The sequence below is a fragment of the Rhodoligotrophos appendicifer genome (genome assembly GCF_007474605.1).
In the GTDB taxonomy this organism is placed as follows: domain Bacteria; phylum Pseudomonadota; class Alphaproteobacteria; order Rhizobiales; family Im1; genus Rhodoligotrophos; species Rhodoligotrophos appendicifer.
Genome location: NZ_VHKL01000005.1, coordinates 305,560 through 329,183 on the forward strand (window position 1 = coordinate 305,560; position 23,624 = coordinate 329,183).

The window sequence follows — 23,624 nt, forward strand, 5'->3', positions numbered from 1 at the left end:
GGAATGATCCCCGCCACCACATTCGCGGGACAATCCGTCGCCGTCTTCGGCCTGGGCGGCAGCGGCCGCTCCGTCGTTCACGCTTTGACGGCAGGTGGCGCCCACGTCGCGGCCTGGGACGACGGTGCAGCCTCCCGGGAGAGGGCGCTGGCCGAGGGTCTGCCCTTGGCGGATCTTGCATCGGCGGATTTTGCGAAATTCTCCGCCCTCGTGCTGAGCCCGGGCGTGCCCCTGACCCATCCCGAGCCGCATTGGACCGTCGTGAAGGCGAAGGCTGCCGGGATCGAGATCATCGGTGACATCGAGATCTTCTTCCGCGAGTTGCGAGCCTCGGGCGCGCTGGCGCCGGTTATCGCCATCACGGGCACGAACGGCAAGTCCACGACGACGGCGCTCTGCGGTCATCTGCTGCGCGCCGCCGGCCGCGATGCGAATGTCGGCGGCAATATCGGCACCGCCGTCCTCGACCTCGCTCCTCCCGCGCCGGGCCGCCACTATGTCCTGGAACTCTCCTCCTATCAGATCGACCTCACGCCGGGCCTCCATGCCGACGCGGCGATCCTGCTCAATGTGACGCCGGATCATCTCGACCGCCACGGCGACATGACTGGCTATGCTGCGGTCAAGGAGAAGATCTTTGCCAATCAGACCGAGGCCGACACCGCGGTGATTTGCATTGATGATGACTATACCCGGGCGATTGCAGCGCGGGCCGGTGCCCATGCCAAGCTGGCGCCGGTGACCATCGGCCGGGAGATCGACGACGGCATCTGCGTGATCGACGGTCAGTTGCAGGAGCGCGCCGGCGGCGCGACTCTGGCCGCGGTGAGCCTCGTCGGCATCCGATCGCTGCGTGGTGCGCATAATTGGGAGAACGCCGCGGCCGCCTATGGCGCCATGCGTGCTCTGGGGCTGACGGCGGAAGAGATCGCCGACGGGTTCAAGTCCTTCCCAGGCCTGAAGCACCGCATGCAGGAGATTGCCCAGATCGGGGCGGTGCGCTTCGTCAATGACAGCAAGGGCACCAATGCCGACGCCGCGGCTCGCGCCCTCGGCGCCTTCGACACGATCTATTGGATCGCTGGTGGCCGTGCCAAGTCGGGGGGCATCGATAGCCTTAAGGAATTCTTTCCACGAATCATGCGGGCCTATCTCATCGGCGAGGCGGCGGAGGCTTTCGCTGCGACACTGGGGACCGAAGTGGACAGCATCATCTGTAGAACGCTCGATCAAGCGGTGCGGATGGCCGCAGCGGATGCGCGCGCTGAAGGCCGTCCTGACGCTGTGGTCCTGTTGTCGCCGGCCTGTGCATCGTTCGACCAGTATCCGAATTTCGAGGTGCGCGGGGATCATTTCCACGACCTCGTGCAAGCGTTGGATGGCGTAACCATGGTCAAGGGGGAAGCGGCATGAGCCTCATCAGTCGGGCCGATCGCGGCTTGGTGGCGAATTGGTGGTTCACGGTCGACCGTCTTCTCCTGACGGCGCTGCTGATGCTCATGGTCATCGGCGCCATGCTGTCCATGGCCGCAAGCCCTCCCGTCGCCCAGCGCCTTGACGTGGACGCCTTCTACTTCTTCCGCCGCCATGTCATCTTTCTGGTGCCGGCGATCATTCTTCTGATCGGCGCCTCCTTCATGACGCCGCAATGGGCCCGCCGCGTGGCGCTCGTCATGTTCATCGGCGGTCTCGCCATGATGGCGCTGACGCTGGTGATTGGACCGGAGGTGAAAGGTGCCCGTCGTTGGCTGGAAATCGGTCCCTTCTCCATACAGCCCTCCGAATTCGTCAAGCCGGCCTTCGTCATTCTGTCCGCCTGGTTCTTGTCCGAGAGCGCGCGCAAACGTTCAGCCCTGGGCTATCTTCTGGCGACCGGAATGCTCGCCACCGTCGCCGGCCTCCTTGTCCTCCAGCCGGACTATGGCCAGACGATCCTGATCACCGCGGTCTGGGGTGTCATGCTGTTTCTGACGGGCCTGTCCTGGTTTTGGATCGCCGGCATCGGTGTCTTGGCCGGAGCCGGCGGCGTTTTCGCCTATATGACCGGGGACCATTTCGCCTCGCGCATCGATCGCTTCATGAACCGGGACGCGGGCGACACTTTCCAGGTCGATCGCGCGGTGGACGCCTTCGCCCATGGCGGTCTGTACGGGGTTGGCCCCGGCAGCGGCACCGTGAAGGGCATCATTCCCGACGCCCACAGCGATTTTGTGTTCTCCGTCGCCGGCGAAGAATTCGGCTTCATCGTCTGCCTGGGCATTCTCCTGCTCTTTGCCTTCATCGTCGTTCGCGGCCTGAAGCACAGCCTGCATGCCCAGGATCCGTTCTGCACCTTGGCGACGGCTGGACTGGTCTCGATCTTCGGCTTTCAGTCCTTCATCAATATGGGCGTCAACGTCTCGCTGCTCCCGGCCAAGGGCATGACCCTGCCGCTCGTCTCCTATGGCGGGTCCTCGCTCCTGGCCATGGGCCTCGGCATGGGCTTGATGGTCGCTCTCGCGCGCCGGACACCCATGGGCCACATGCCCAACCAGGGCTCCGTTCCCGTCGGGATGACGGCTCTGGGCCGAACATGACCATGGCCCCGGCCGCGGGCCGCCCCACTGTGGTCCTGGCCGCCGGCGGCACCGGTGGCCATCTCTTCCCGGCGCAGGCCCTGGCCGAGGTGCTGAACCAGCGCGGCTATGATGTGCATTTGATGACCGACCAGCGCGGTCTCGATCACATCTCGAACTTCCCGGCGATCATGGTTCATGTCATCCCCTCGGCGACGATCGTGACCGCCAGACCGCTGTCGGTTCCCGGCCAGCTCTGGAAACTGGGACGCGGCTTTCTGAAGGCGCGCCGGACGCTGCGCGCGGTCCGCCCGGCCGCGGTGGTCGGGTTCGGCGGCTATCCCTCCCTGCCGCCTCTCGTTGCTGCCCTGCAGCTTCGACTGCCCGTCGTCCTGCATGAGCAGAATGCCGTCATGGGCAAGGCCAATCGAGTTGTTGCGCCCTATGCCCGGGTCGTCGCAACCGCCTTTCCCGAAGTGACCTTGGTTCCGGCCAAGGCCGTCTCGAAGCTCGTTCTGGCGGGCAATCCGGTGCGCAGCGCCGTCCATACCGCAATCGCGGTGGATTACGAGCCCCCCAGTGCCGATCGGCCCTTCCGCGTCGTCGTCTTCGGAGGCAGTCAGGGCGCCCGGATCTTCTCCGATGTCGTGCCGCAAGCCTTCGCCGAGCTTCCCACATCAACCCGTCGCACCTTGGAAATCGTCCAGCAGGCGCGCGAGGAGGATGTGGATCGCGTCGAGCGAATCTATGCAGCGGCCGGGATCGTCGCCGAGGTCAGGCCCTTTTACCGCGATCTGGCCGACCGCATGGCGAAAGCCCAATTGGTGATCGCCCGGGCAGGGGCCTCGACGGTCTCTGAACTGGGTGTCATCGGCCGCCCGGCGATCCTGGTGCCTCTCGCCCAGTCTCTGGAAGGCGATCAGATGCACAATGCGAGGCAGTTCATCGCCGCTGGCGGAGGCTGGCTGGTGGAACAGTCGGGCTTCACGGTCGAACGGATGTCGAGCCTGTTCCTGACCCTTCGGTATGATGATGAGGGTCTGGTGCGTGCTGCGGCGGGCGCCAAGAGCTTCGGCCGCCCGGGGGCGGCCAGGCAGCTTGCGGATCTGGTGGAAAGCGTGGCACGAGGACCGGCGGGTCGGACGGCCGCTTCCTCAACTGAAGTGGCGAACCCGGCCATCACACTGTCGGTGCCGAAGGAGCATTCATGAAGATACCCCGCGACGTCGGGCCGATCCATTTCGTTGGGATCGGCGGCATAGGCATGAGCGGCATCGCCGAGGTGATGGCGACGCTCGGCTATACGGTCCGCGGGTCCGACCTCACCCAGAACGCCAATGTCGATCGCCTGCGCGGCTTGGGGATCCCGGTCTTCATCGGCCATGACGCCGCCAATCTGGGCGACGCCCAGGTGGTGGTGATCTCCTCCGCCGTGAAGTCCGACAACCCGGAGATGATGGCGGCCCGCGAGCGGTTTCTGCCCGTCGTCCGCCGTGCGGAAATGCTGGCCGAGCTCATGCGCTTCAAGACCTGCGTGGCGATCGGCGGCACCCACGGAAAGACGACGACCACCTCCCTTGTGGCGGCTCTCTTCGATGCCGGCAAGATGGACCCCACCGTCATCAATGGTGGCATCATCAATGCCTATGGCACCAATGCGCGCCTCGGCAAGGGCGACTGGATGGTCGTCGAGTCGGACGAATCCGACGGCACCTTCGTGAAGCTTCCGGCGGATATGGTGATCGTCACCAACATCGACCCGGAACATCTCGATTATTACGGCAGCTTCGATGCGCTGAAAGCGGCTTTCCTCGCCTTCGTGCAGAACATCCCCTTTTACGGCTTCGCGGTCATGTGCATCGACCACCCCGTGGTTCAGGCGTTGATCGGCCAGGTGACCGACCGCCGCGTCATCACCTATGGCCGCAGCCCGCAGGCGGATGTGCGCCTCATCGACAATGAGTATGTGGACGGGCAGAACCGCTTCACCGTGCGCTTCCTGGATCGCCGCACGGGCGACCGTCACACCATCGAGCGGCTGGCTCTGCCCATGCCGGGGGAACACAACGCGCTGAACGCCACCGCCGCCATCGCCGTCGCCCGCGAGCTCGGCGTCAGCGACGACGACATCCGCGCCGGCCTGTCGAGCTTCACCGGCGTCAAACGGCGCTTCACGCGCACCGGCGAGTGGAAGGGCGTCACCATCTTCGATGACTACGGCCATCATCCCGTGGAGATCGCGGCCGTTCTGAAGGCTGCGCGGCGCGTGACCGACAAGCGGGTCATCGCCGTGATGCAGCCTCATCGCTACAGCCGCCTGCAGAATCTGTTCGACAGCTTCTGCACCTGCTTCAACGATGCGAACACCATCATCCTCGCGCCGGTCTACTCCGCCGGCGAGGCGCCCATTGAGGGGGCCAATCACGACGCCTTGCTGGAGGGGGTGCGCGCCCGGGGTCACCGCAGCGCCATGAAGATCGACGGTCCCGCCGAACTTGCCCCGCTCGTCCACGAGCTTGCCAAGCCCGGTGATATCGTTGTCTGCCTGGGCGCCGGCACCATCACCCAATGGGCCTATGCGCTGCCCGAAGAGCTCGAAAGGCTCGGATGATCGTGCCTTTGATCGACGGAAAAGCCCTGCTGAAGCGTCTGCCGCCCGTCCGCGGCAGGGTGACGCCCGATGCGCCCTTGGCGGAGCTGACATGGTTCCGGGTGGGGGGACCGGCCGAGATCCTGTTCACGCCCGCCGATGAGGATGATCTTGCGTCCTTTTTGGCGGCGACCCCGCTCGACATCCCCGTTACGCCCATCGGGGTCGGCTCGAACCTTCTCGTCCGCGACGGCGGAGTGCCCGGCGTCGTCATTCGTCTCGGCCGGGGTTTCGCCGACATCGAACAGGAAGGCGATCACCGCCTGCGCGCGGGTGCCGCAGTGCCGGATGTCAAAGTGTCTCGGGTCGCCCTCGATTATGGTATCGCGGGATTAACCTTTTTTAGGGGTATCCCAGGCACCATAGGCGGAGCGCTTCGCATGAACGGCGGAGCCTATGGGCGCGAGACCAAGGATGTGCTTGTCGAGGCCTGTGCAGTGGACCGGAGCGGACGCGTGGTGAGGCTCACTCTCGACGATATGAAGATGACCTACCGCCATTGCGGGGCGCCGGAGGATCTTGTCTTTACCCAGGCGTTGTTCCAAGGCGAAGCGGGAGATGCGGCTCAGATCGCAGCCGACATGGCAGCGGTGACCGAAGCACGTGAGCGCACCCAGCCCATCAAGAGCCGCACGGGGGGCTCCACCTTCAAGAACCCGCCGGGCCTCAAGGCTTGGCAGCTCATGGATCAGGCGGGCATGCGCGGCTTTGCCATCGGCGGTGCCCGTGTGTCCGAGCTGCATTGCAATTTCCTGATCAATGAGGGCGGCGCCACCGCGGCTGAGATCGAGGCGTTGGGTGAAGAGGGCCGCCGGCGTGTGCGCGAGGCCGCCGGCATCGAGCTCGACTGGGAGATCAAGCGTATCGGCATCCCCGCGGAGCCGGGTTGATGAGCGCGCGCAAAGATATTCATGTCGCGGTGCTCAAGGGCGGCTGGTCGGCCGAGCGCGAGGTGAGCCTCGATTCCGGCGCGGCTTGCGGCGCAGCACTTGAGCGGGCCGGCTACCGGGTGACGTCCATCGACGTCACCCGCGACATCGTGACTCAGCTCGCGGCAGTGAAGCCCGACGTCGCCTTCAACGCCCTGCATGGCAAATGGGGTGAGGACGGCTGCGTTCAGGGTGTGCTGGAGACATTGCAGATCCCCTACACCCATTCGGGTGTGCTGGCCTCCTCGCTCGCCATGCACAAGGAGCGTGCCAAGGTTCTGTTCGCGGCCGCGGGCCTGCCCTTGGCGGAGAGCATCGTGGTGCCGGTCGAAGAGGCCGCCCGCGATCACGTGATGGCCCCGCCCTATGTGATCAAGCCCGAGGCAGAAGGCTCCAGCGTTGGCGTTCATGTCGTCCTCGCTGGTGCCAACCGGCCGCCTCGTGAGATCCTCGAGGACGGTGCCCTTCGATCGCGCCGCGTCATGGTGGAGCGCTATGTGGCGGGTCGTGAACTCACCTGCGCGGTCCTCGGCGAACGGGCTTTGGGCGTCATCGACATCGTTTCGAAGGCCGGTGTCTTCTACGATTACACCGCAAAATACGCCCCCGGCGGCTCGCATCACATTCTTCCGGCGGAGCTGCCGGCAAAGGTCTATGCCCGCGTCCAGGAGATCACTCTTTCCGCTTACCGCGCGCTCGGCTGCCGCGGCGTGGCTCGCGCCGATTTCCGCTACGATGATACCGAGGGCGGCAAGGGTGAGCTCATCATCCTTGAGATGAACACCCAGCCCGGAATGACCGCGACCTCCCTGGTTCCCGAATTGGCGGCATATGACGGCATGAGCTTTGAAGAGCTTGTGTCCTGGATGGTGGAAGACGCCACATGCGACAGGTAAGCGCCTCCGACTGGATCAAGCGCAGCGTCGAAAATCCCGGCCGTGACGACCTGCGCTTGGCGTCGTCGGCACCGACGCCCCACATGCTTCCCGAAAAGCCGCGCGCCAAGCCCGTGCCGGATGCGCCACTTCCGGAGGCGATCCGACCGGATCTGCAGCGCGCTGCGCCTGCAGCAGCCAGGCCTCGGCCGAAGCTCGAGCCTGAGATGGAGGCAGGCCCGGCGCCCATCGAATTCAAGGCCGACCAGCCGCAGCCGCGAAAGCTGCAGCCCCAGTTCCAGCCTTTGCCGCTGCAGCTTCCCTCCCGCGAGGAAGTCGCCAAGGTCACCCGCGCCCGCAATCGTCACGATCGCAGGCCCCGGCCGCGGGGCACGTTCCTGGCTGACACCGTCGCGGTGGTTTTCCTTGCCGCAGCTTTGCTGTTCGCCCTGATCCAGGGGGGCAGCTTCGAAGAACGCGGCGGTTCGCTTCGTGCACTTGTCAACGAGGCCTCGGCCCTGGTGGGGTTCTCCGCTGAGAATATCGCGATCTCAGGCCTTCAGCACCAGTCCCGCGAGGCGGTGCTGTCTGCCATCGGTGTCGAGGAGGGCGGGTCCCTGATCGGCTTCGACGCCATCGCGGCGCGTGACAAGCTGAAGTCGCTGGACTGGGTGTCCCACGCGTCCGTCCTGCGGCTCTTCCCCAACCGCCTCCAGATCGAGCTCGACGAGCGGGTTCCCTTCGCCCTCTGGCAATCCGACGGTGTCTTCAAGGTGATCGACAAGGACGGGGTCGCGATGCCCAGCCTGTCCGTCAAGGCCTACAAGACATTGCCTATTGTCGTGGGGGAGGGTGCAAATCTCGCGGCCGTGGATCTTGTTAACCATCTGGAAGCCCAACCCGAGATAATGTCCATGACGCGTGCAGCAGTCCGCGTCGCCGATCGACGGTGGGTCCTCTACTTGAGCAATACGATCAAGGTGGATCTGCCGGAGGAAAAGGTGCCGCAGGCTCTCGCGCTTCTTGTGACCTTGACCGACCGCTACGGCATCATGACTCGCGACATTACCAATATCGACATGAGGCTTTCCGATCGCGTCGTCGTGCGACTGTCCGACGAAGCGGCTGGAAAGCTGCAGGCGGAAAAGTCGAAGAAGCCGATCAAGGTGAGCAGGAACAACTGAGCTTTTTGTGATCACAGAGTAGGGCGGGGGCGTCGGCCTCATGAACGTGGTTCCGTTGCACGCGCGTACAAATCAAACTCGCACTAAGCCCGCAAACGCGTCACCGATCATCGCGGCGATCGATATTGGCTCGACGAAGATCTGTTGCCTCATTGCTGAGGTTCAGACCACGCGCAACAAGACGTTTGGTGGCGACAAGACGCGACAGCTGAAGATCCTGGGCGTCGGCCATCAGGCGACGGCGGGCATTCGCTGCGGCACCATCACCGACATCGACAAGGCCGAGATTGCGATCCGGCTGGTGGTTGATGCCGCCGAGCGGATGTCGGGCGTCAGTGTCGATCAGGTCTATGTGAACGTGTCCGGCGGCCGCCCGCGATGCGAGAGCTTCACGGGGGAAACCCGCATCGGCGGCAGGGAAGTGGCCGCCCATGATGTGGAGCGCGCGATCCAGGTTGCGGGTGAGCGGATCGTCGCCCCCGGCCGCGTGGTTCTCCACACCACTCCCGTTCAATATGCTCTCGACGACGCCCGCGGCATTCGCGACCCTCGCGGCATGTTCGGCGAGCGCCTGTCCGTCGATCTGAACGTCGTCACCGTCGAGCCTGGTCCCTTGCGCAACCTGTCGCTGGCGATCGAGCGGTGCCATCTCAACATCGCCGGTCTGGTCATCGCCCCTTATGCCGCCGGCCGCTCGGTCCTGGTCGAGGATGAGATGGCGCTGGGTGTCACCTGCATCGACATGGGCGGCGGTACGACGTCGGTTGCCGTGTTCTTCGAGGGCAATCTTGTCTTCGCCGATGTCATTCCGATCGGCGGCCATCACATTACCAACGACATAGCCCGCGGCCTCTCCACGCCGATCGCGCACGCCGAGCGCATGAAGACCCTTTACGGTTCCGCCATCCCGAGCGTGTGCGACGAGCGCGAGCTCCTGTCGGTGCCGCTGGTCGGCGAGCGTGGCACCGACACGGTCTACAAGATTCCGCGCTCCATGCTGACCGGGATCGTGCGCCCCCGGCTCGAGGAGACGTTCGAGCTGATCAAGCAGCGGCTGAATGCTTCGGGTTTCGCCAAGCTCGCCGGTCGCCGCATGGTGCTCACCGGCGGTGCCTCCCAGATGACCGGCGCGCGCGATCTGGCGAGCCAGATCCTCGACCGTCATATCCGGCTTGGCTTCCCGCAGCCGATGACCGGCATGCCGGAAGCCATCCGCACGCCGAATTTCGCCGCGGTCTCTGGCTTGCTCTCTTATGCCCTTCGTCCCGACGAGAGCACGATCGTCCTGCCGGAGGCCCATCACAGCAGCGGCTACATGCGCCGCGTCGGACGGTGGCTGCGCGAGAGTTTCTAGCCTAGAGGTCGCCTCCCGCGTCCTCGCTCCCGGCAAGCGCCCTGTGATGCGACCAGCGCACGGCCCAGATCACGAGGCCAGCGATGAGCGGGATCGCAATCCCCAGCGCGATCTCTGCCGGGAGAGGGAACCCTGACTTTTCCAAAGCCTTGGCGAGATAGGACAGCAGCCCGATCATGTAATAGGTGATGGGGATGACGGAGAGGATCTCCACCGTTCTCTGCAGCCTGAGCTGCAGTCGGGCGCGCCGGTTCATGGAGGCGAGCAGCATCTGGTTTTGCTTCTCGCGCGCGATGTCGACCCGTGTTGAGAGCAGGGCTGAAGCCTGCGCCACCCGTTCCGACAGGTCATGCAGACGCTGCGCGGTGCTGGCGCAGGTCGCCATGGCCGGGGTGAAGCGCCGCACCATGAACTCCTCGATGGTTTGAACGCTGGGGATCTTTTGCTCCCGAAGCTCGGAGATCCGTCGGATGACCAGGTCGTGATAGGCCTTGCAGGCACCGAACCTGAACTGGCTGCGCGCCAGCGAGCTTTCCACCTCGGCGGCCAGATGGGTCAAGTGCTGCAGGAGGGATTCATCGCCGCTGCTCTGCCTTGCGATGTCGTCGGTGAGCTTGGCCAGCGCGCTTTCGACGCGGGTTAGGAGTTTCGACTGCTCACGGGCGAGCGGCAAGGCCAGCATGGCCATCATGCGATAGGTCTCGATCTCGAAGAGACGCTGCATCATGCGCCCCGCCTGGCGCGGGGTGAACGTCCGGTTGAGCACGAGAAAGCGTGAAAACCCATCTTCCTGCACTTTGAAGTCGGAGAAGGCGAAGCCCGCCCCATGGCCGATCCGCGCCCCGACCAGGACATGACCTCCGAATTCTGCTGCGAGCGCCTCAGGGTCCGGCTCCTCCGGGTCGGCAGCGAGGAGCCTCGCCTGTGCGGCGAAGATTGTGGTGCCGGGCATGTCCGTCGCGAAACGGCTCGGCACGAGGGGGCTCGGATCCCACGAAGGCGCCTCCGATCCCGCTCCGCCGAGGAAGAAACTGTAGCTGGAGAATTCCCCGTGACGTTCCCACTTGAGCCGCAGCCCGTTGAGATCTGCGGTGAAGTGGGTTGCCTCCGGCGTCGGCCCCGAAACCCCATGGGCCGCGCTGAGGGCGATGAGATGGGCGAGTTCGGCCTCGCGCTGCTCCGGGGCGACGATGAGAGCGATATGAGCGGCCCGACTGGGCGTCTCGACTGCTTCTGGGGGTCGGGAATGGACCTCCTCGGCCAGCATGCGACGGTCTGGATGGTCGGCAGGCAGCAAGATTTCGCGACCGCTCGCTAAGGCTTCCATCTTTGCACCCGCTCCCGTGTTCGGCTTGAACGATGCGCCGCCTGCAGCATGTCACAGACCAAGGCGAAATGCGCCTCCCATCAAGGCACGGTCACGCCTGAGCCGCGCGCTCGCGAGCAGCGAAATGACCTCATCCCGCTGGAGCAGAGGGCTCGGCGAAAGCGTCCGGCGTGCGGATATGCTCCGGCCTCAGCCCCATGCCCACCAGCCGGGCAGGGAAGCGGCTGAGATAGGGCAGGTCGTCGATCATGCGCACCGCCAAGGGCGGCTCGACCGTCTCCCTGCTGTCGAGCACCGCCGACAGGATGGCATCCTGCATGAAGACCTGCACCCGCTGGGTCATCTTGGTCGGAAAGCTGCGCCGGGCCTGCACGCGGCTGAGATGCTCCGTCTGCAGGCGGCCCTCCCGCAGCGGCAGCGCGATTTCGTTGGCCGCGGCGACGGCATCCTGGATGGCGAGATTGATGCCGACCCCGCCGATCGGTGACATGGCATGGGCTGCATCACCGATGCAGAGGAGACCGGGCTCCCACCATTGCTTCAGCCGGTCCACCTGCACGGTGAGGAGCTTGATCTGCTCCCAGCTTTCGAGCGTTTGGACCTCGGAGCGGCTCTCCGGCAGAATAGTTGCGATCGTCTGCCGAAAGGCTTCGAGCCCCGCAGCCTGGACGGCATCGAAGCCTCCCTTGTGGATGACGAAGGCGCATTGCCAGTAATCGCCGCGATTGATCTGGACCAGCAGATAACCCTGTCCGAAACGGCCCATGCTTTCCGGCTTCCCCGTGGGATGCCGCCGCATCCGGAACCAGAGCACGTCGATGGGAGATCCCAGATCCTCGATCATCAGGCCCGCCTGCTCTCGCAAGGTGGATCGGCGCCCATCGGCAGCGACCACGAGATCGGCGGAGATCTCCACCGGGCCGTTCGGGGTTGCAGCGGTGACCCCGCAAATCTCCCCATCCTCATGGATCAGCCCTTCGGCCTCCGTCTCCATCATGACGCGGAACGTGGGATATCTCCGGCCCGTGTCGTGGAGAAAATTGAGGAAGTCCCATTGCGGCATGAAGGCGATGAACTTGCAATGGGTCGGCAGATGGCGGAAATCCGCGACTTGGATCTCCCGCTCGCCGAATACGGCGCTGAGCGTCTCGACCTTCTGATGCGGCAGCGTCAGGAAGCGGTCGATCTCGCCCAGTTCGGCCATCAGCTCCAAGGTCGAGGGATGGATCGTATCGCCTCTGAAATCGCGGAGAAAATCCTTGTGCTTTTCCAGCACGATGACCTCGACGCCGGCGCGCGCCAGCAGGAAGCCCAGCATCATGCCGGCCGGACCGCCCCCGGCGATACAGCATTGGGTGCGCAAAGACGTCACCATGTCTCAAGATCCCCCGACGTTCCCGCCTGTAGAATAGGCGTCGGCGCGACGGAGTAAAGCCTTCCTGAGTTGAGGCTGCGGCGGGCCTGCGTGGTGGGCTTGGCTTAGGAATCCGGCAACAGCAGCAGAGCCTCTTTCGGCATGTGAAGCTGCACCCGGGTGCCGGCGTCGAGAGGAACCTCTCCCTGCTCTTGGGCGGCGATGAGGATGGGGCGCTCCACCCCGTCGATCTGGGCCATGAGATGGCTTCTGTCGCCCAGGAAGGCGGAGCTCAGCAGGGTCGCCGGCACGCTGAGCCGGTCACCGACGCTGCTGTCTGCGCCTGCGATGCTGATCCGCTCGGGCCGGATCGCCAGGACCGTCTTTCCCGACGGCAGCCAAGTGCTCGGCATCGACAGACGTCCCAGCCCTGCCGCCTCGACGTCGATCGCTCCGGCGCTCTGAGTCACCTTGGCCGTCGGAAAGAAGTTCATCATGCCGATGAAATTGGCGACCGGCCGCGACGTCGGTCGATCATAGAGCGCACGCGGCGAGTCCACCTGGGCGACCTTCCCGTCGAACATGACGGCGATGCGGTCCGACAGCGCGAGGGCCTCCTCCTGGTCGTGGGTGACGAACAGAAAGGTGATGCCCACCGATCGCTGCAGGGCCCGCAGCTCCATCTGCATCTCCTCGCGCAGCTTTTTGTCCAGTGCTCCCAGGGGCTCGTCCAGCAGGAGCACCTTGGGCCGCTTGATCAGGGCGCGCGCCAGGGCGACGCGCTGTCGCTGTCCGCCGGAGAGCTGGTTCGGCTTGCGCTCGTCATAGCCGGTCAATTGGACAAGGCTGAGCGCCTCGGCGACACGGCGGTCGAATTCACTCTTGCTCAGATGCTCGCGGCGCAGCCCATAGCCTACATTCTGTTTGACGTTCAAATGCGGGAACACGGCATAGCTCTGGAACACCATGTTCGTCGGCCGCGCGTTCGGCGGGACAACGGCCATGCGCTGGGCGTCGATCCAGATTTCGCCCTCGCTCGGCACTTCGAACCCGCCGAGCATGCGCAGGAGCGTGGTCTTGCCGCATCCCGACGGACCCAGCAGCGAGAAGAACTCGCCCTCCGCAATGTCGAGATTGACAGTATCGACCGCGCGAACCGGGCCGAACCGCTTGGTGACGTGATCGATTCTGATGAAGTCGGAACGGCCCATATCTGTCACACCTCGGAGGACGTATCGCGCCTGCGGAGCCACTCGGCGACGCAGACCAGAAGGATCGAAGCGGCGATGATGCAAACGCCCAGCGCCAGCACCCCCGGCAGGTTACGGGGAAAGCGCAGCTGGCTGTAGATGAAAACGGGCAGGGTCTGGTCCGATCCCGTGAGGAAGTAGGAGATCACGAAGTCGTCGAAGGAGATGAGGAACGACAACAGCAGGCTCGCCAATATGCCGGGCCAGACCAGGGGCAGCGTGACGCGCCAGAAGGTGGCGAAGGCAGTCTCGCCCAGGTCGAGGGAGGCTTCCTCCATGGATGTGTCGAAACCGGCAAATCGCGACATCATGACGGCCAGCGCATAGGGCGTGCAGATGACGATGTGCCCGAGCGTGATGGTGAACAGCGACAGGGAGAGCCCGCTGGACAGGAACAGGGTGAGCAGCGAGGTCCCGAGGATCACCTCGGGGATCACCAAGGGCAGCATCACGAAGGACAGGATCGGCTGCCGGCCGGGAAATCGGTAGCGCGTGATCGCCTTGGCCGCCAGCGTGGCCACCAGGGTGGCTGTCACGGCAGTGATGGCGCCGACCTTCAGGCTGTTGGTGAGGGCCTGGAGCATCTGCGCATTGCCCAGCATCTGCTCATACCACTTGGTGGTGAAGCCGCGAAACGGGAAGGTGATATAGAGGCTGTCATTGACCGAGAACAGCACCAGGAACAGGATCGGCGCATAGAGCACGCCGATCGCCAGGATCGTATAGAGGAGCAGGGGTCTGTTGCTGGTGGCTGCGAGATCGGTCATGCCACCCGCTCCGAAAGCCTGCGCCCGAGCGTCATGTAACCGACCGAGACGAGGGTGACGATCACCATGGATGTGAGCGACAGGGCCGAGCCCAGTGGCCAGTTGCTGACCTTGCCGAAATTGGCGGCGATGGCGTTGCCGATCATCATTCCGTCCGGGCCGCCCACCATGACCGGCGTCACGTAATCGCCGACGGTCGGAATGAAGATCATCAGGCTGGCGGCGACGACGCCGGGCAGCGACAGGGGCAGCACCACCCTCAGGAACCGGGCCACGGCGCCGTCGCCGAGGTCTGATGCGGCTTCCACATAGGATCGGTCGATCTTGTCGAGCGACACATAGATCGGCAGGATCGCGAAGGGCAGCCAGGCATGTGTGAGCGTGATGACGATGGCGACGGGATTGTAGAGCAAAATCTCGATGGGCTGGTCGATGAGCCCGAGCGACATGAGCCCGGAATTGATCACGCCATTATAGCCGAGGATGACTTTCCAGGCGAACACCCGCAGCAGATAGCTCGTCCAGAACGGGACCGTCAGCAGGATGATCCAGATCATCTTCCGCCTGCCTCCGTAGAAGGCGACGAAATAGGCGATCGGATAGGCGATGATGACACAGAGCAGGGTGGTGAGCCCCGAAATCCACAGCGACCGGATGAACAGCATCCGGTAGCCGCTATGGGTGAGCGCAGTCACATACTGCGCAATCGTCCAGTCGGGTCGGATCTCCATGTAATCCTGCACCCAGAGGCTGGTGAGGATTGTATTGACCAGAGCGATCGACAGGAAGATCCCCACCGCCAGCACGATGGGCAGGACCAGTGCATAGCCTCTCAGGGTTTCGCTTCGGTAGAAGATGCCGCCGAAACCGGACCTGCGGCGGGGCGCCGCCGTCGCGGCGTCCCATGGTGTCGATGAAGGAGCCTCAGAGGTCATGCGTCACAATGCGACCGAGGGGAATGCGCAGGTCATGGCCGGCCGATGCCCCGCGGACGGGCGTGCCCGCCATTTCCGCTCGCCGCTGCTCTGCTGCGACGGGACTTCGCGCCATGGGGACCTGCACAAAGGCAGCCCGCTCCGTCTTTGACCGGTGACAGGAGCGGCAGATCAAAACCCGGCCTTCACTTGCTCCCAGTCCTGGAAGATCCGCTTCCACGTCTCCGGTGTCTGTGGCGGCGACAAGTGACCTGCCGACAGGGTCTGCTCCGGGGTTCCGACGATGCCGATCTGTGCCAGCCTTTCCTTGGTGAACCCCTCGAAGGCCTTCGGATTGGAGTGGCCATAGCCGAAATAATCGATGCAGGCCTTGCCTGTTGATGCCGCCAGCATGCTGTCGATGAAGGCATAGGCCTTGTCGAGATGCGGCGCGTCCTTGTGAAGCACGAGCCCGCAGACCCAGGTGAGGGGCCCTTCCTTGGGCTGGGCGAACTTCACTGGCTGCCCCTGCTTGATGAGATTGTTCGCCGCATCCGCCCATGTCATGGCGGCGACCAACTCGCCCGAAGCCAGGGCCTGCTCCTGCACCGTATTGTCCGACGAGTACATCCGGATCAGCGGCCGCTGCTTGACCAGCAGCGCCTTGACCTTGTCCATGGCCGCGGCGTCGATCTTGTCCAGCGGAATGCCGGCATAGATGGCGGCGCAGAACCAGGTATCCTCCGCGCTGTCGATCACGGCAATGCGGCCCTTATTCTTCTCGTCCCAGAGAATGCCCCAGCTCTCTTCGCCATTGGGAAGTTCGACGAGGTCCGTCCGGTAGGTGATGGAGGTCGACCCCCACTCCCACGGCGCCATCCACACCTTGCCCTCGAGATTGATCAGCGGCAGGTCACGCAGGGTCTGGAACAGGGCGGGCCAGTTCTTCAGTCGTCCAGTGTCGATCGGCTGCAGCACCCCGGCATCCTTCCAACGCACCAGCTCTGTAGCGCACGGATGGATCACGTCGGCGGTGAAGCCGGCCCGCAGTTTCTGTAGCCCCTCTTCGGCATCGCCATAGGTTGCGAACTGGGGCAGGGCGCCAAACTCGTCTTCATAGACTTTGAAGATGCCGCTGCCCGGATCCTCGTATCCGCCCCAGGTGAAATAGATCGCCTCGTCGGCCGCTTTCGCCCCGTTGGACAGGTAAGGCGTGACCGAGACCCCGATGCCGAAGGCCCCCAGCATCTTAAGAAAGTCGCGTCGCCGCTGCGGCTGACGCAGGAAGCTTGGATATCTCTGGTTCACAGGCAACCCTCCCCTGATCAAGTCTGGCTAGGACTTGGTTGAACGTTCAATCAAACGCCGGGCGCGGAACTTTGTCAAAACCCTTGTCGCCCAGGGGCTTACCTTACGGCCATGTTTTTGGCCTGACAACGTGGATTCTGCGAGTGGTCCACTGTCTGAGCGGGTCCGGCCGACCGCCCCCGAGCCGGGTCACGCGCCCGAGGCAGGCCCGGATCTTCCTGTCGCGGGGCAGGCGCTTTGCCGGTTTGGTTAACCGACAGGGTTAAGGACCCACTGACAAATTGCACCAAATTATGCGTCCGGTAAGTCAGCGTTAACGATTTATTATCGAGTTGGTAACAAATGTAGTCGGGAGGCTCAAAGAAAGCGGACGCCATCCATGACCATTAGCTTGACAGTTCCCAATCTCGCCGAATTGAAGCCGCGCATCACCGTCTGTGGCGTAGGGGGCGCCGGCGGGAACGCCGTCAACAATATGATTCAATCCAAGTTGGAAGGCGTGGAATTCGTCGTCGCCAACACGGATGCCCAGGCCCTCTCCCAGAGCGTGGCACAGCGCCGGGTTCAGATGGGCACGGCCCTGACGCAGGGGCTCGGCGCCGGGTCCCAGCCGCAGATCGGTGGGGCGGCGGCTGAAGAGGCCTTGCCCGAAATCCTCGATCATCTGGCAGGAGCGCATATGTGCTTCATCACCGCCGGCATGGGCGGCGGAACCGGAACCGGGGCGGCCCCTGTAATTGCACGCGCGGCGAAGGAGCAGGGCATCCTCACCGTTGGTGTGGTCACCAAGCCGTTCCAGTTTGAAGGCCAGCGGCGCATGCTCACCGCCGAGCGCGGCATTGAGGCGCTGTCGAAGCATGTCGATACGCTGATCGTCATTCCGAACCAGAACCTCTTCCGGATCGCCAACGAGAAGACGACCTTCGCCGCGGCTTTCGCCATGGCTGATCAGGTCCTCTATTCCGGCGTGGCCTCGATCACCGAATTGATGACCAAGGAAGGCCTCATCAACCTGGATTTCGCCGACGTCCGTGCAGTGATGAGCGAAATGGGCAAGGCCATGATGGGCACCGGCGAGGCGGCCGGCGAGAAGCGCGCCATCGAAGCTGCCGAGGCGGCGATCGCCAACCCGCTGCTGGACGATGTCAGCATGCGGGGTGCCCGCGGTCTCCTGATCTCCATAACCGGCGGTCATGATCTGACCCTCTACGAGGTTGATGAAGCCGCGACCCGCATTCGCGAGGAGGTCGATCCCGAGGCGAATATCATCCTGGGTGCGACCTTCGACGAGTCCCTCGAAGGCATCATGCGCGTCTCGGTCGTCGCGACCGGCATCACGGATCCGTCGGCGACCGCCAGCGAGCCGCACTACGACGACGATTACGGCCACCACGCTCCGGAACGCACGACATATGGCTATATGCCTGCGCCGGCCACGGTCGTGCGTGAACCGGCCCCCGTCGTGGCTCCCGCACCCGTGGCTCAGCAGCAGATGCCGTTCCGCAGCGAGCCGATGCACCAGGAGCCGCAAGGCCGCGAGGACGATGAAGCAGCATACGCCGCCCTGCAGCGTGATGCGGCGATCCGCTCCATGCATGAAGCTCAAGCCGAGCAATCGGCTGAGGAAGAGGAGTATCTGGCCGAGGAGGAGCAGGTTTACGCCCCGGCTCCTCAGGCGCCCGCTGCGCCTCAGCATGCATTTCGTGCAGCCCTGCCGCAAAATCCGGCGCCGCGCCTGCCCTCGATCGATGAATTTCCGCCCATCGCTCAGCGCCACTACGCCCAGCGCAACGCTAATATCGAAGATTTGACGGCCCATGCCCAGAAGAAGCGCAAGAGCCTCTTCGAGCGGCTTGCAAGCGTCGGTCTCGGCCGTCGCGACGAAGACGAATCACAGCCGGTGAAATCCGAGCCGGCCATGTCGGCGCGTCGCGAACCGGCCCGTCAGCCGGCGCCGAGTGAGCGCATGGGCGGGGTTCAGCCATCAGCGGCAGAAGGCCAGGCGCACACCGATCTGGACGATGACCAACTGGAAATTCCGGCCTTTCTCCGCCGTCAGGCGAACTGAGTAACGCAGGCAGCGGGAATACGTGAAAGCCCGGTGGACAAACTTCCGCCGGGTTTCCCGTCTCTAAGCGTTGATGGCTTATTCGATCCAGGCGTTGCCGGGGGTTACCGCGATCGGATATAGCTGGCGCGAGATGGGAGGCGTGCTGAGGCACGGTGGGAACACTCCCGACGGAGTTTCAATGACGCAAGATCTGAAGGACGGGACTGCGCAGAATGCGCGCGCGGGGATAGGCGGGCGAAGTCTGCGCGCAGTGATGTTGGGCATTTCAGGGGCGCTGATCCTGTCCGGGTGCAGCACGGTCTCCGGACTGTGGGGAGACGATTCAGGTTCGGCCACGCCGATGCCGGCATCCGGCAATGCTCTGGCGCCGGATGGCGCCGATCAGGTCGTGGACGATGCCGAGCCGGTCGCCGATCTCTACAATAAGGGCCTCGACTTTATGAAGAGTGGCTCTTACGCAAAGGCCACCAAGCAATTCGAGGAAGTCGAGCGCCAGCATCCCTATTCCAGCTGGGCCACCCGCGCGACCCTCATGAGCGCCTATGCCGATTATCAGCGCAACGCCTATGCCGATGCCATCTTGGCGGCTCAGCGCTTCATCACGCTGCATCCCGGCCACAAGGACGCAGCCTATGCCTATTACCTGATCGCGCTCTGCTATTACGAGCAGATTGCCGATGTGAAGCGCGATCAGTCGGCGACCGAAAAGGCCCTGGCGGCCATGGACGAGATCAGCCGCCGCTTCCCGAACACGGCCTATGCCAAGGATGCCCAGGCCAAGGCTCTCCTCGCCCGCGACCACTTGGCGGGCAAGGAGATGGAGGTCGGGCGCTATTACCTGACGCAGCACGCCTATGTGGCGGCGATCAATCGCTTCGAGAAGGTGATCAAGGCCTACCAGACGACGTCCCACACGCCGGAGGCGCTCTATCGTCTGGTCGAGGCCTATCTTGCCCTCGGCATTTCCAGCGAGGCGCAGACCGCCGCAGCCGTTCTCAGCCACAACTTCCCGGGCAGCCCCTGGTATCAGGATGCCTACGCCCTGTTGCGGCAGGATGGGCTCGAGCCGCAGGAGAACAAGGCCTCCTGGATCAGCCAGGCCATCAGTTCCGTCAATCCCTGGGGCGGCTGAGCGCGGTTCGGCAAAAGCGCGACACATCTCATTTTGGTATGTGTGGGTGCTCGCTCCCGGACCAATGGATGGGCTATATAGGCCCCATGCTGACGGCTCTCTCCATTCGTGACATTGTTCTGATCGACCGGTTGGACATCATCCTTGCCGAAGGGTTGACTGTGTTCACGGGCGAGACGGGCGCCGGCAAGTCGATCCTGTTGGACAGTTTGGGCCTCGCCTTGGGCGGCCGCGGCGATGCGGCCTTGGTGCGCAAGGGCGCCGACAAGGCGGTGGTCACGGCGCAGTTCGACCTCGACCCCTCCCACGCGGCCTTTGCGCTTCTGGAGGAAAACGGCATCGATGCCGATGGCGAATTGGTCATCCGCCGCATCCAGACCCTGGACGGGCGCAGCCGTGCGACCATTAACGATCAGCCCGCCTCCATCAACCTCCTGCGCCAGCTGGGCGGCCTCATCGCCGAGATTCACGGCCAGCATGACGATCGCGCGCTCGTTGAAGCGGCCAATCATCGCAAATTGCTGGACGCCTATGGTGGGCTTGAGGCGAGCGCAGGCGAAGTGCGCTTGGCCTGGCAGGCCTGGCGCAGCGCTCATGAGGCTCTGGAGGAGCACCGCCGCAAGCTCGCCAAGGCGCAGGCGGAGCGGGACTATCTGGAGCATGCCGCCGAAGAGTTGCGGCGGCTGGGGCCAGAGCCGGACGAGGAGGACGATCTCGCCGACCGCCGTGCCCTGATGATGAATGCCGAGCACTTTGCGGGGGCGCTGGAGGAGGCCGAGCAGGCCTTGTCCGGCGACGGCACCTTGATTGCTGCCCTGAACGCCGCCCTGCGCCGACTTGAAAGGCGGCAGGCCGAGGCGGGCGGCAGGCTTGATGCGGTTGTGGCGGCCCTCGACCGGGTGGTGGTCGAGATCGGCGAAGCCGACATGGCGGTGGCCGAGGCCAAGCGCAGCTTCGACTATGATCCCAACGAGCTTGAGCGGATCGAGGAACGTCTCTTTGCGCTGCGTGCGGCGGGTCGCAAGCATCGCGTACCCGTCACCCAGCTGGGCTCGCTCCTTGCGACAATCGAACAGAATCTCTCGGATCTCCAGGCCGGCGAGGGCCATCTGGGCGCGTTGAGCCAGTCCGCGAGCCAGGCTGAAGCGCGCTTTTTCGATCTCGCCCGCGCGCTGAGCGATGCGCGACGAGCCGTCGCCGCCGATCTCGATGCCGAAGTCATGGCGGAGCTTTCACCCCTGAAGCTGGAGCGGGCCCGATTTCTCACCGATGTGGCCTGTCGGCCGGATGCACCCGGACTGCATGGCCTGGATCGGGTGGAGTTCAAGGTGGCAGCCAATCCGGGCTCCGATCCGGCGCCCTTGATGAAGGTGGCCTCCGGCGGCGAGCTGGCCCGCTTCATGCTGGCCTTGAAGGTGGTGCTGGCGGCGCGGGCGAGTGCGCCGACCCTGATCTTCGACGAGATCGACACAGGTGTGGGCGGTGCGGTGGCTGACGCGATCGGTCAGCGTTTGGCGCGCATGGCCTCGCGGCTGCAGGTGCTGGCGGTAACCCATTCTCCCCAGGTCGCAGCCTTTGCCGATGCCCATATGCTGGTCGCTAAGAGCGATGAGGGCGAGGCAGCCGGCCCGCGGGTGATCACGCGCATATCATCGCTTGATCCCGCCATGCGCCGGGAGGAGATCGCCCGCATGCTGTCCGGCGCCCGGGTGACGGATGAGGCCCGTGCCCAGGCGCAACAATTGCTGACGCGAGCGGAATGACAGGACGGGGAAGCGTGATGGAGATCCCGGTGGACGAGTTGACGGAGGCGCAGGCGCGTGCGGAGCTGGCCCGGCTCGCCGAAACGATTGCCCATCATGACGCTCTTTACTTCAGTCAGGATGCCCCGGAGATCTCGGACGCCGACTATGATGCGCTTCGCCTGCGCAATGCTGCCATCGAGGCGAAGTTTCCAGGCCTTGTAAGGCCCGATAGTCCGAGCCGGCGCGTGGGGGTGAAGCCCGTCGGTGCATTTGGCACGGTCAAACACGCCGTTCCCATGCTGTCTCTCTCCAACGCCTTTTCCGATGAGGACGTCACGGATTTCGTCGCTCGGGTGCGGCGCTTCTTGAGGCTGGGCGAGGAGACGTCCCTGGACTTTACCGCCGAGCCGAAGATCGATGGCCTTTCCATCTCTCTGCGGTATGAGCACGGCGCCCTGGTCATGGCCGCGACTCGGGGCGATGGCTATGAGGGTGAGAACGTCACCGCCAATGTCCGCACCATCGATGACGTCCCCGACCGTCTTCGCGGTGCCGGCGTGCCCGAGATCTTCGAGGTCCGCGGCGAGATCTACATGACCCATGACGACTTCCAGGCCCTCAACGTCGCTCAGGAGGTCGCGGGCGCGAAGATCTTCGCCAATCCGCGCAACGCCGCCGCAGGATCCCTACGTCAGCTCGATTCCACCATCACGGCGGCCCGGCCCCTGAAGTTCTTTGCCTATGCCTGGGGGGAGGTTTCCAAGGACGGGCTCCCCGCCGACACGCAATGGGGCGTCTATGAGGCGTTCCGGAAATGGGGGCTGCCCACCAATCCCCTGATGAAGCTCTGCGCCAGTGTGGACGAGATGATCGCCGTCTATCACAGCATCGGTGAGGGCAGGGCGGGTCTCGGCTACGACATTGACGGCGTCGTCTACAAGGTGAACGATCTCGCGCTGCAGGAGCGCTTGGGCTTCGTCTCCCGCTCGCCGCGATGGGCGACGGCCCACAAGTTTCCCGCCCAGCAGGCGATGACGCAGCTCAAGGACATCGAGATCCAGGTCGGCCGGACCGGCGCTCTGACCCCTGTCGCGAAGCTGCAACCCATCACTGTCGGCGGCGTGGTCGTCGCCAATGCCACCCTCCACAATGAGGACGAGATCGCCCGCAAGGACATTCGCATTGGCGACACCGTCATCGTCCAGCGGGCCGGCGATGTGATCCCGCAGATCGTCTCCGTGGTCGCAGACAAGCGCCCGCCTGAGGCAGTCCCCTATGTTTTCCCGGAGATCTGCCCCGTCTGCGGCAGCCATGCGGTGCGCGAGATCAATCCCAAGACCGGCAGGCCTGATGCCGCCAGGCGCTGCACCGGCGGCCTCATCTGCCCTGCCCAGGCGATCGAGCGGCTGAAGCATTTCGTCTCACGCAACGCCTTCGACATTGAAGGCCTCGGCGACAAGCAGATCACTGCCTTCTATCACGACGGGCTGATCACCCGGGCCCCCGACATCTTCACCTTGGCGAAGCGGGATGCCCGGTCGCTGAAGAAGCTCAAGGATCGCGAGGGTTGGGGAGCGACTTCGGCGCAAAAGCTCTTCGATGCGATCGATCTTCGCCGTCGGATCGCACTGGACCGCTTCATCTTCGCCCTTGGCATCCGTCACGTGGGGGAGACGACCGCCAGGGTGCTGGCCCGCTCCTATGGATCGGTCGAGCAGTTTCTCGCCGCCATGCGGGCGCTCGGTGCCGATGCGGCCGGCGAGGCCTTCGCGGATCTTGATGCGATCGAGGGCATCGGTCCGACCGTCGCCCAGGCGATCGCCGAATTCTTCGCCGAGGGTCATAACTGGGAGGTGATCGACGCGCTGCTGGAGGAGCTTTCGGTTCAGCCCCTGGAGCGGGTGGCGGCAACCTCTCCGGTGGCCGGCAAGACCATCGTCTTCACCGGTGGCCTCGAGCGCATGTCACGCGACGAGGCCAAGGCCATGGCCGAGCGTCTCGGAGCCAAATCCTCGGGTTCAGTTTCCGCCAAGACCGATCTCGTGGTCGCTGGCCCTGGCGCCGGCTCCAAGCTGAAAAAGGCCGCCGAGCTGGGCATCGAGGTCATCGATGAGAACGCCTGGTTCGACCTGATCGGCGAGAAGTGACGCGGCGCCTTCCTCGATGGGAAATGCGCTGACCCCGAGATTATTTCGGCAACCTTCCTGAT

The 23,624-nt window shown here is 64.3% G+C and carries 19 protein-coding genes; 12 read left to right on the forward strand and 7 right to left on the reverse strand.

Annotated features, from left to right (window positions below):
- Positions 1-3: 3 nt before the first annotated feature.
- From murD to ftsA, 8 genes are read left to right on the forward strand one after another with little or no spacing between them, the layout of a single operon-like run.
- Positions 4-1,413, forward strand: a complete 1,410-nt coding sequence (murD, locus tag FKM97_RS13325) for a UDP-N-acetylmuramoyl-L-alanine--D-glutamate ligase (RefSeq protein ID WP_144292895.1) — start codon at positions 4-6, stop codon at positions 1,411-1,413.
- Positions 1,410-2,576 carry a putative lipid II flippase FtsW gene (gene ftsW, locus FKM97_RS13330; RefSeq protein WP_144292896.1) on the forward strand — a complete coding sequence of 389 codons (1,167 nt, stop codon included), beginning with the start codon at positions 1,410-1,412 and terminating at the stop codon, positions 2,574-2,576. Before murD ends, ftsW begins: the two co-directional genes overlap by 4 nt.
- Positions 2,573-3,766 (forward strand): undecaprenyldiphospho-muramoylpentapeptide beta-N-acetylglucosaminyltransferase, encoded by a 1,194-nt coding sequence (murG, locus tag FKM97_RS13335; RefSeq protein ID WP_246105068.1) that lies wholly within the window; start codon positions 2,573-2,575, stop codon positions 3,764-3,766. Before ftsW ends, murG begins: the two co-directional genes overlap by 4 nt.
- Entirely contained in the window at positions 3,763-5,166 is a 1,404-nt protein-coding gene (murC, locus tag FKM97_RS13340; protein ID WP_144292897.1) for a UDP-N-acetylmuramate--L-alanine ligase, read from the forward strand. Before murG ends, murC begins: the two co-directional genes overlap by 4 nt.
- The gene (gene murB, locus FKM97_RS13345; RefSeq protein WP_144292898.1) at positions 5,163-6,095 is read left to right on the forward strand and encodes a UDP-N-acetylmuramate dehydrogenase; all 933 of its coding nucleotides are present in this window, start codon (positions 5,163-5,165) and stop codon (positions 6,093-6,095) included. The genes murC and murB overlap by 4 nt, the downstream gene beginning before the upstream one ends.
- Positions 6,095-7,030, forward strand: coding sequence for a D-alanine--D-alanine ligase (locus tag FKM97_RS13350; protein WP_144292899.1), 936 nt, complete (start codon positions 6,095-6,097; stop codon positions 7,028-7,030). The genes murB and FKM97_RS13350 overlap by 1 nt, the downstream gene beginning before the upstream one ends.
- Positions 7,018-8,193 (forward strand): cell division protein FtsQ/DivIB, encoded by a 1,176-nt coding sequence (locus tag FKM97_RS13355; protein WP_144292900.1) that lies wholly within the window; start codon positions 7,018-7,020, stop codon positions 8,191-8,193. The genes FKM97_RS13350 and FKM97_RS13355 overlap by 13 nt, the downstream gene beginning before the upstream one ends.
- 40 nt (positions 8,194-8,233) lie before the next feature.
- Positions 8,234-9,547 carry a cell division protein FtsA gene (gene ftsA, locus FKM97_RS13360; RefSeq protein ID WP_144292901.1) on the forward strand — a complete coding sequence of 438 codons (1,314 nt, stop codon included), beginning with the start codon at positions 8,234-8,236 and terminating at the stop codon, positions 9,545-9,547.
- Position 9,548: 1 nt separating this feature from the next.
- Here ftsA and FKM97_RS13365 read toward each other — a convergent pair whose 3' ends face one another.
- The 7 genes from FKM97_RS13365 to FKM97_RS13390 all read right to left on the reverse strand — a co-directional run bounded on the left by FKM97_RS13365 (position 9,549) and on the right by FKM97_RS13390 (position 16,467).
- A complete protein-coding gene (locus FKM97_RS13365) occupies positions 9,549-10,874 on the reverse strand; it encodes a DUF3422 family protein (RefSeq protein WP_144292902.1) in 1,326 nt (441 codons plus the stop codon).
- A gap of 130 nt (positions 10,875-11,004) precedes the next feature.
- Positions 11,005-12,249, reverse strand: coding sequence for an FAD-dependent oxidoreductase (locus tag FKM97_RS13370; RefSeq protein ID WP_144292903.1), 1,245 nt, complete (start codon positions 12,247-12,249; stop codon positions 11,005-11,007).
- A gap of 104 nt (positions 12,250-12,353) precedes the next feature.
- Positions 12,354-13,439 carry an ABC transporter ATP-binding protein gene (locus FKM97_RS13375; protein ID WP_144292904.1) on the reverse strand — a complete coding sequence of 362 codons (1,086 nt, stop codon included), beginning with the start codon at positions 13,437-13,439 and terminating at the stop codon, positions 12,354-12,356.
- Between the two features lie 5 nt (positions 13,440-13,444).
- Positions 13,445-14,245 carry an ABC transporter permease gene (locus tag FKM97_RS13380; RefSeq protein ID WP_144292905.1) on the reverse strand — a complete coding sequence of 267 codons (801 nt, stop codon included), beginning with the start codon at positions 14,243-14,245 and terminating at the stop codon, positions 13,445-13,447.
- Positions 14,242-15,180, reverse strand: a complete 939-nt coding sequence (locus tag FKM97_RS13385) for an ABC transporter permease (RefSeq protein WP_144292906.1) — start codon at positions 15,178-15,180, stop codon at positions 14,242-14,244. The genes FKM97_RS13380 and FKM97_RS13385 overlap by 4 nt, the downstream gene beginning before the upstream one ends.
- Complete coding sequence (locus tag FKM97_RS26940) at positions 15,170-15,295, reverse strand: hypothetical protein (RefSeq protein ID WP_281290103.1); 126 nt, start codon at positions 15,293-15,295, stop codon at positions 15,170-15,172. Before FKM97_RS26940 ends, FKM97_RS13385 begins: the two co-directional genes overlap by 11 nt.
- 56 nt (positions 15,296-15,351) lie before the next feature.
- Positions 15,352-16,467, reverse strand: coding sequence for an ABC transporter substrate-binding protein (locus FKM97_RS13390; RefSeq protein WP_205014980.1), 1,116 nt, complete (start codon positions 16,465-16,467; stop codon positions 15,352-15,354).
- A 379-nt stretch (positions 16,468-16,846) separates the two neighbouring features.
- On the opposite strand from FKM97_RS13390, the gene ftsZ reads away from it, so the two are divergent.
- The 4 genes from ftsZ to ligA all read left to right on the forward strand — a co-directional run bounded on the left by ftsZ (position 16,847) and on the right by ligA (position 23,562).
- Positions 16,847-18,535 (forward strand): cell division protein FtsZ, encoded by a 1,689-nt coding sequence (gene ftsZ / locus FKM97_RS13395; RefSeq protein ID WP_144292907.1) that lies wholly within the window; start codon positions 16,847-16,849, stop codon positions 18,533-18,535.
- 181 nt (positions 18,536-18,716) lie between these two features.
- Positions 18,717-19,670: an outer membrane protein assembly factor BamD gene (locus FKM97_RS13400; RefSeq protein WP_246105069.1), complete on the forward strand. Its 954-nt coding sequence runs from the start codon at positions 18,717-18,719 to the stop codon at positions 19,668-19,670.
- A gap of 86 nt (positions 19,671-19,756) precedes the next feature.
- Positions 19,757-21,433, forward strand: a complete 1,677-nt coding sequence (gene recN / locus FKM97_RS13405; protein WP_144293060.1) for a DNA repair protein RecN — start codon at positions 19,757-19,759, stop codon at positions 21,431-21,433.
- Complete coding sequence (ligA, locus tag FKM97_RS13410; protein WP_144292908.1) at positions 21,430-23,562, forward strand: NAD-dependent DNA ligase LigA; 2,133 nt, start codon at positions 21,430-21,432, stop codon at positions 23,560-23,562. Before recN ends, ligA begins: the two co-directional genes overlap by 4 nt.
- Positions 23,563-23,624 lie beyond the last annotated feature (62 nt).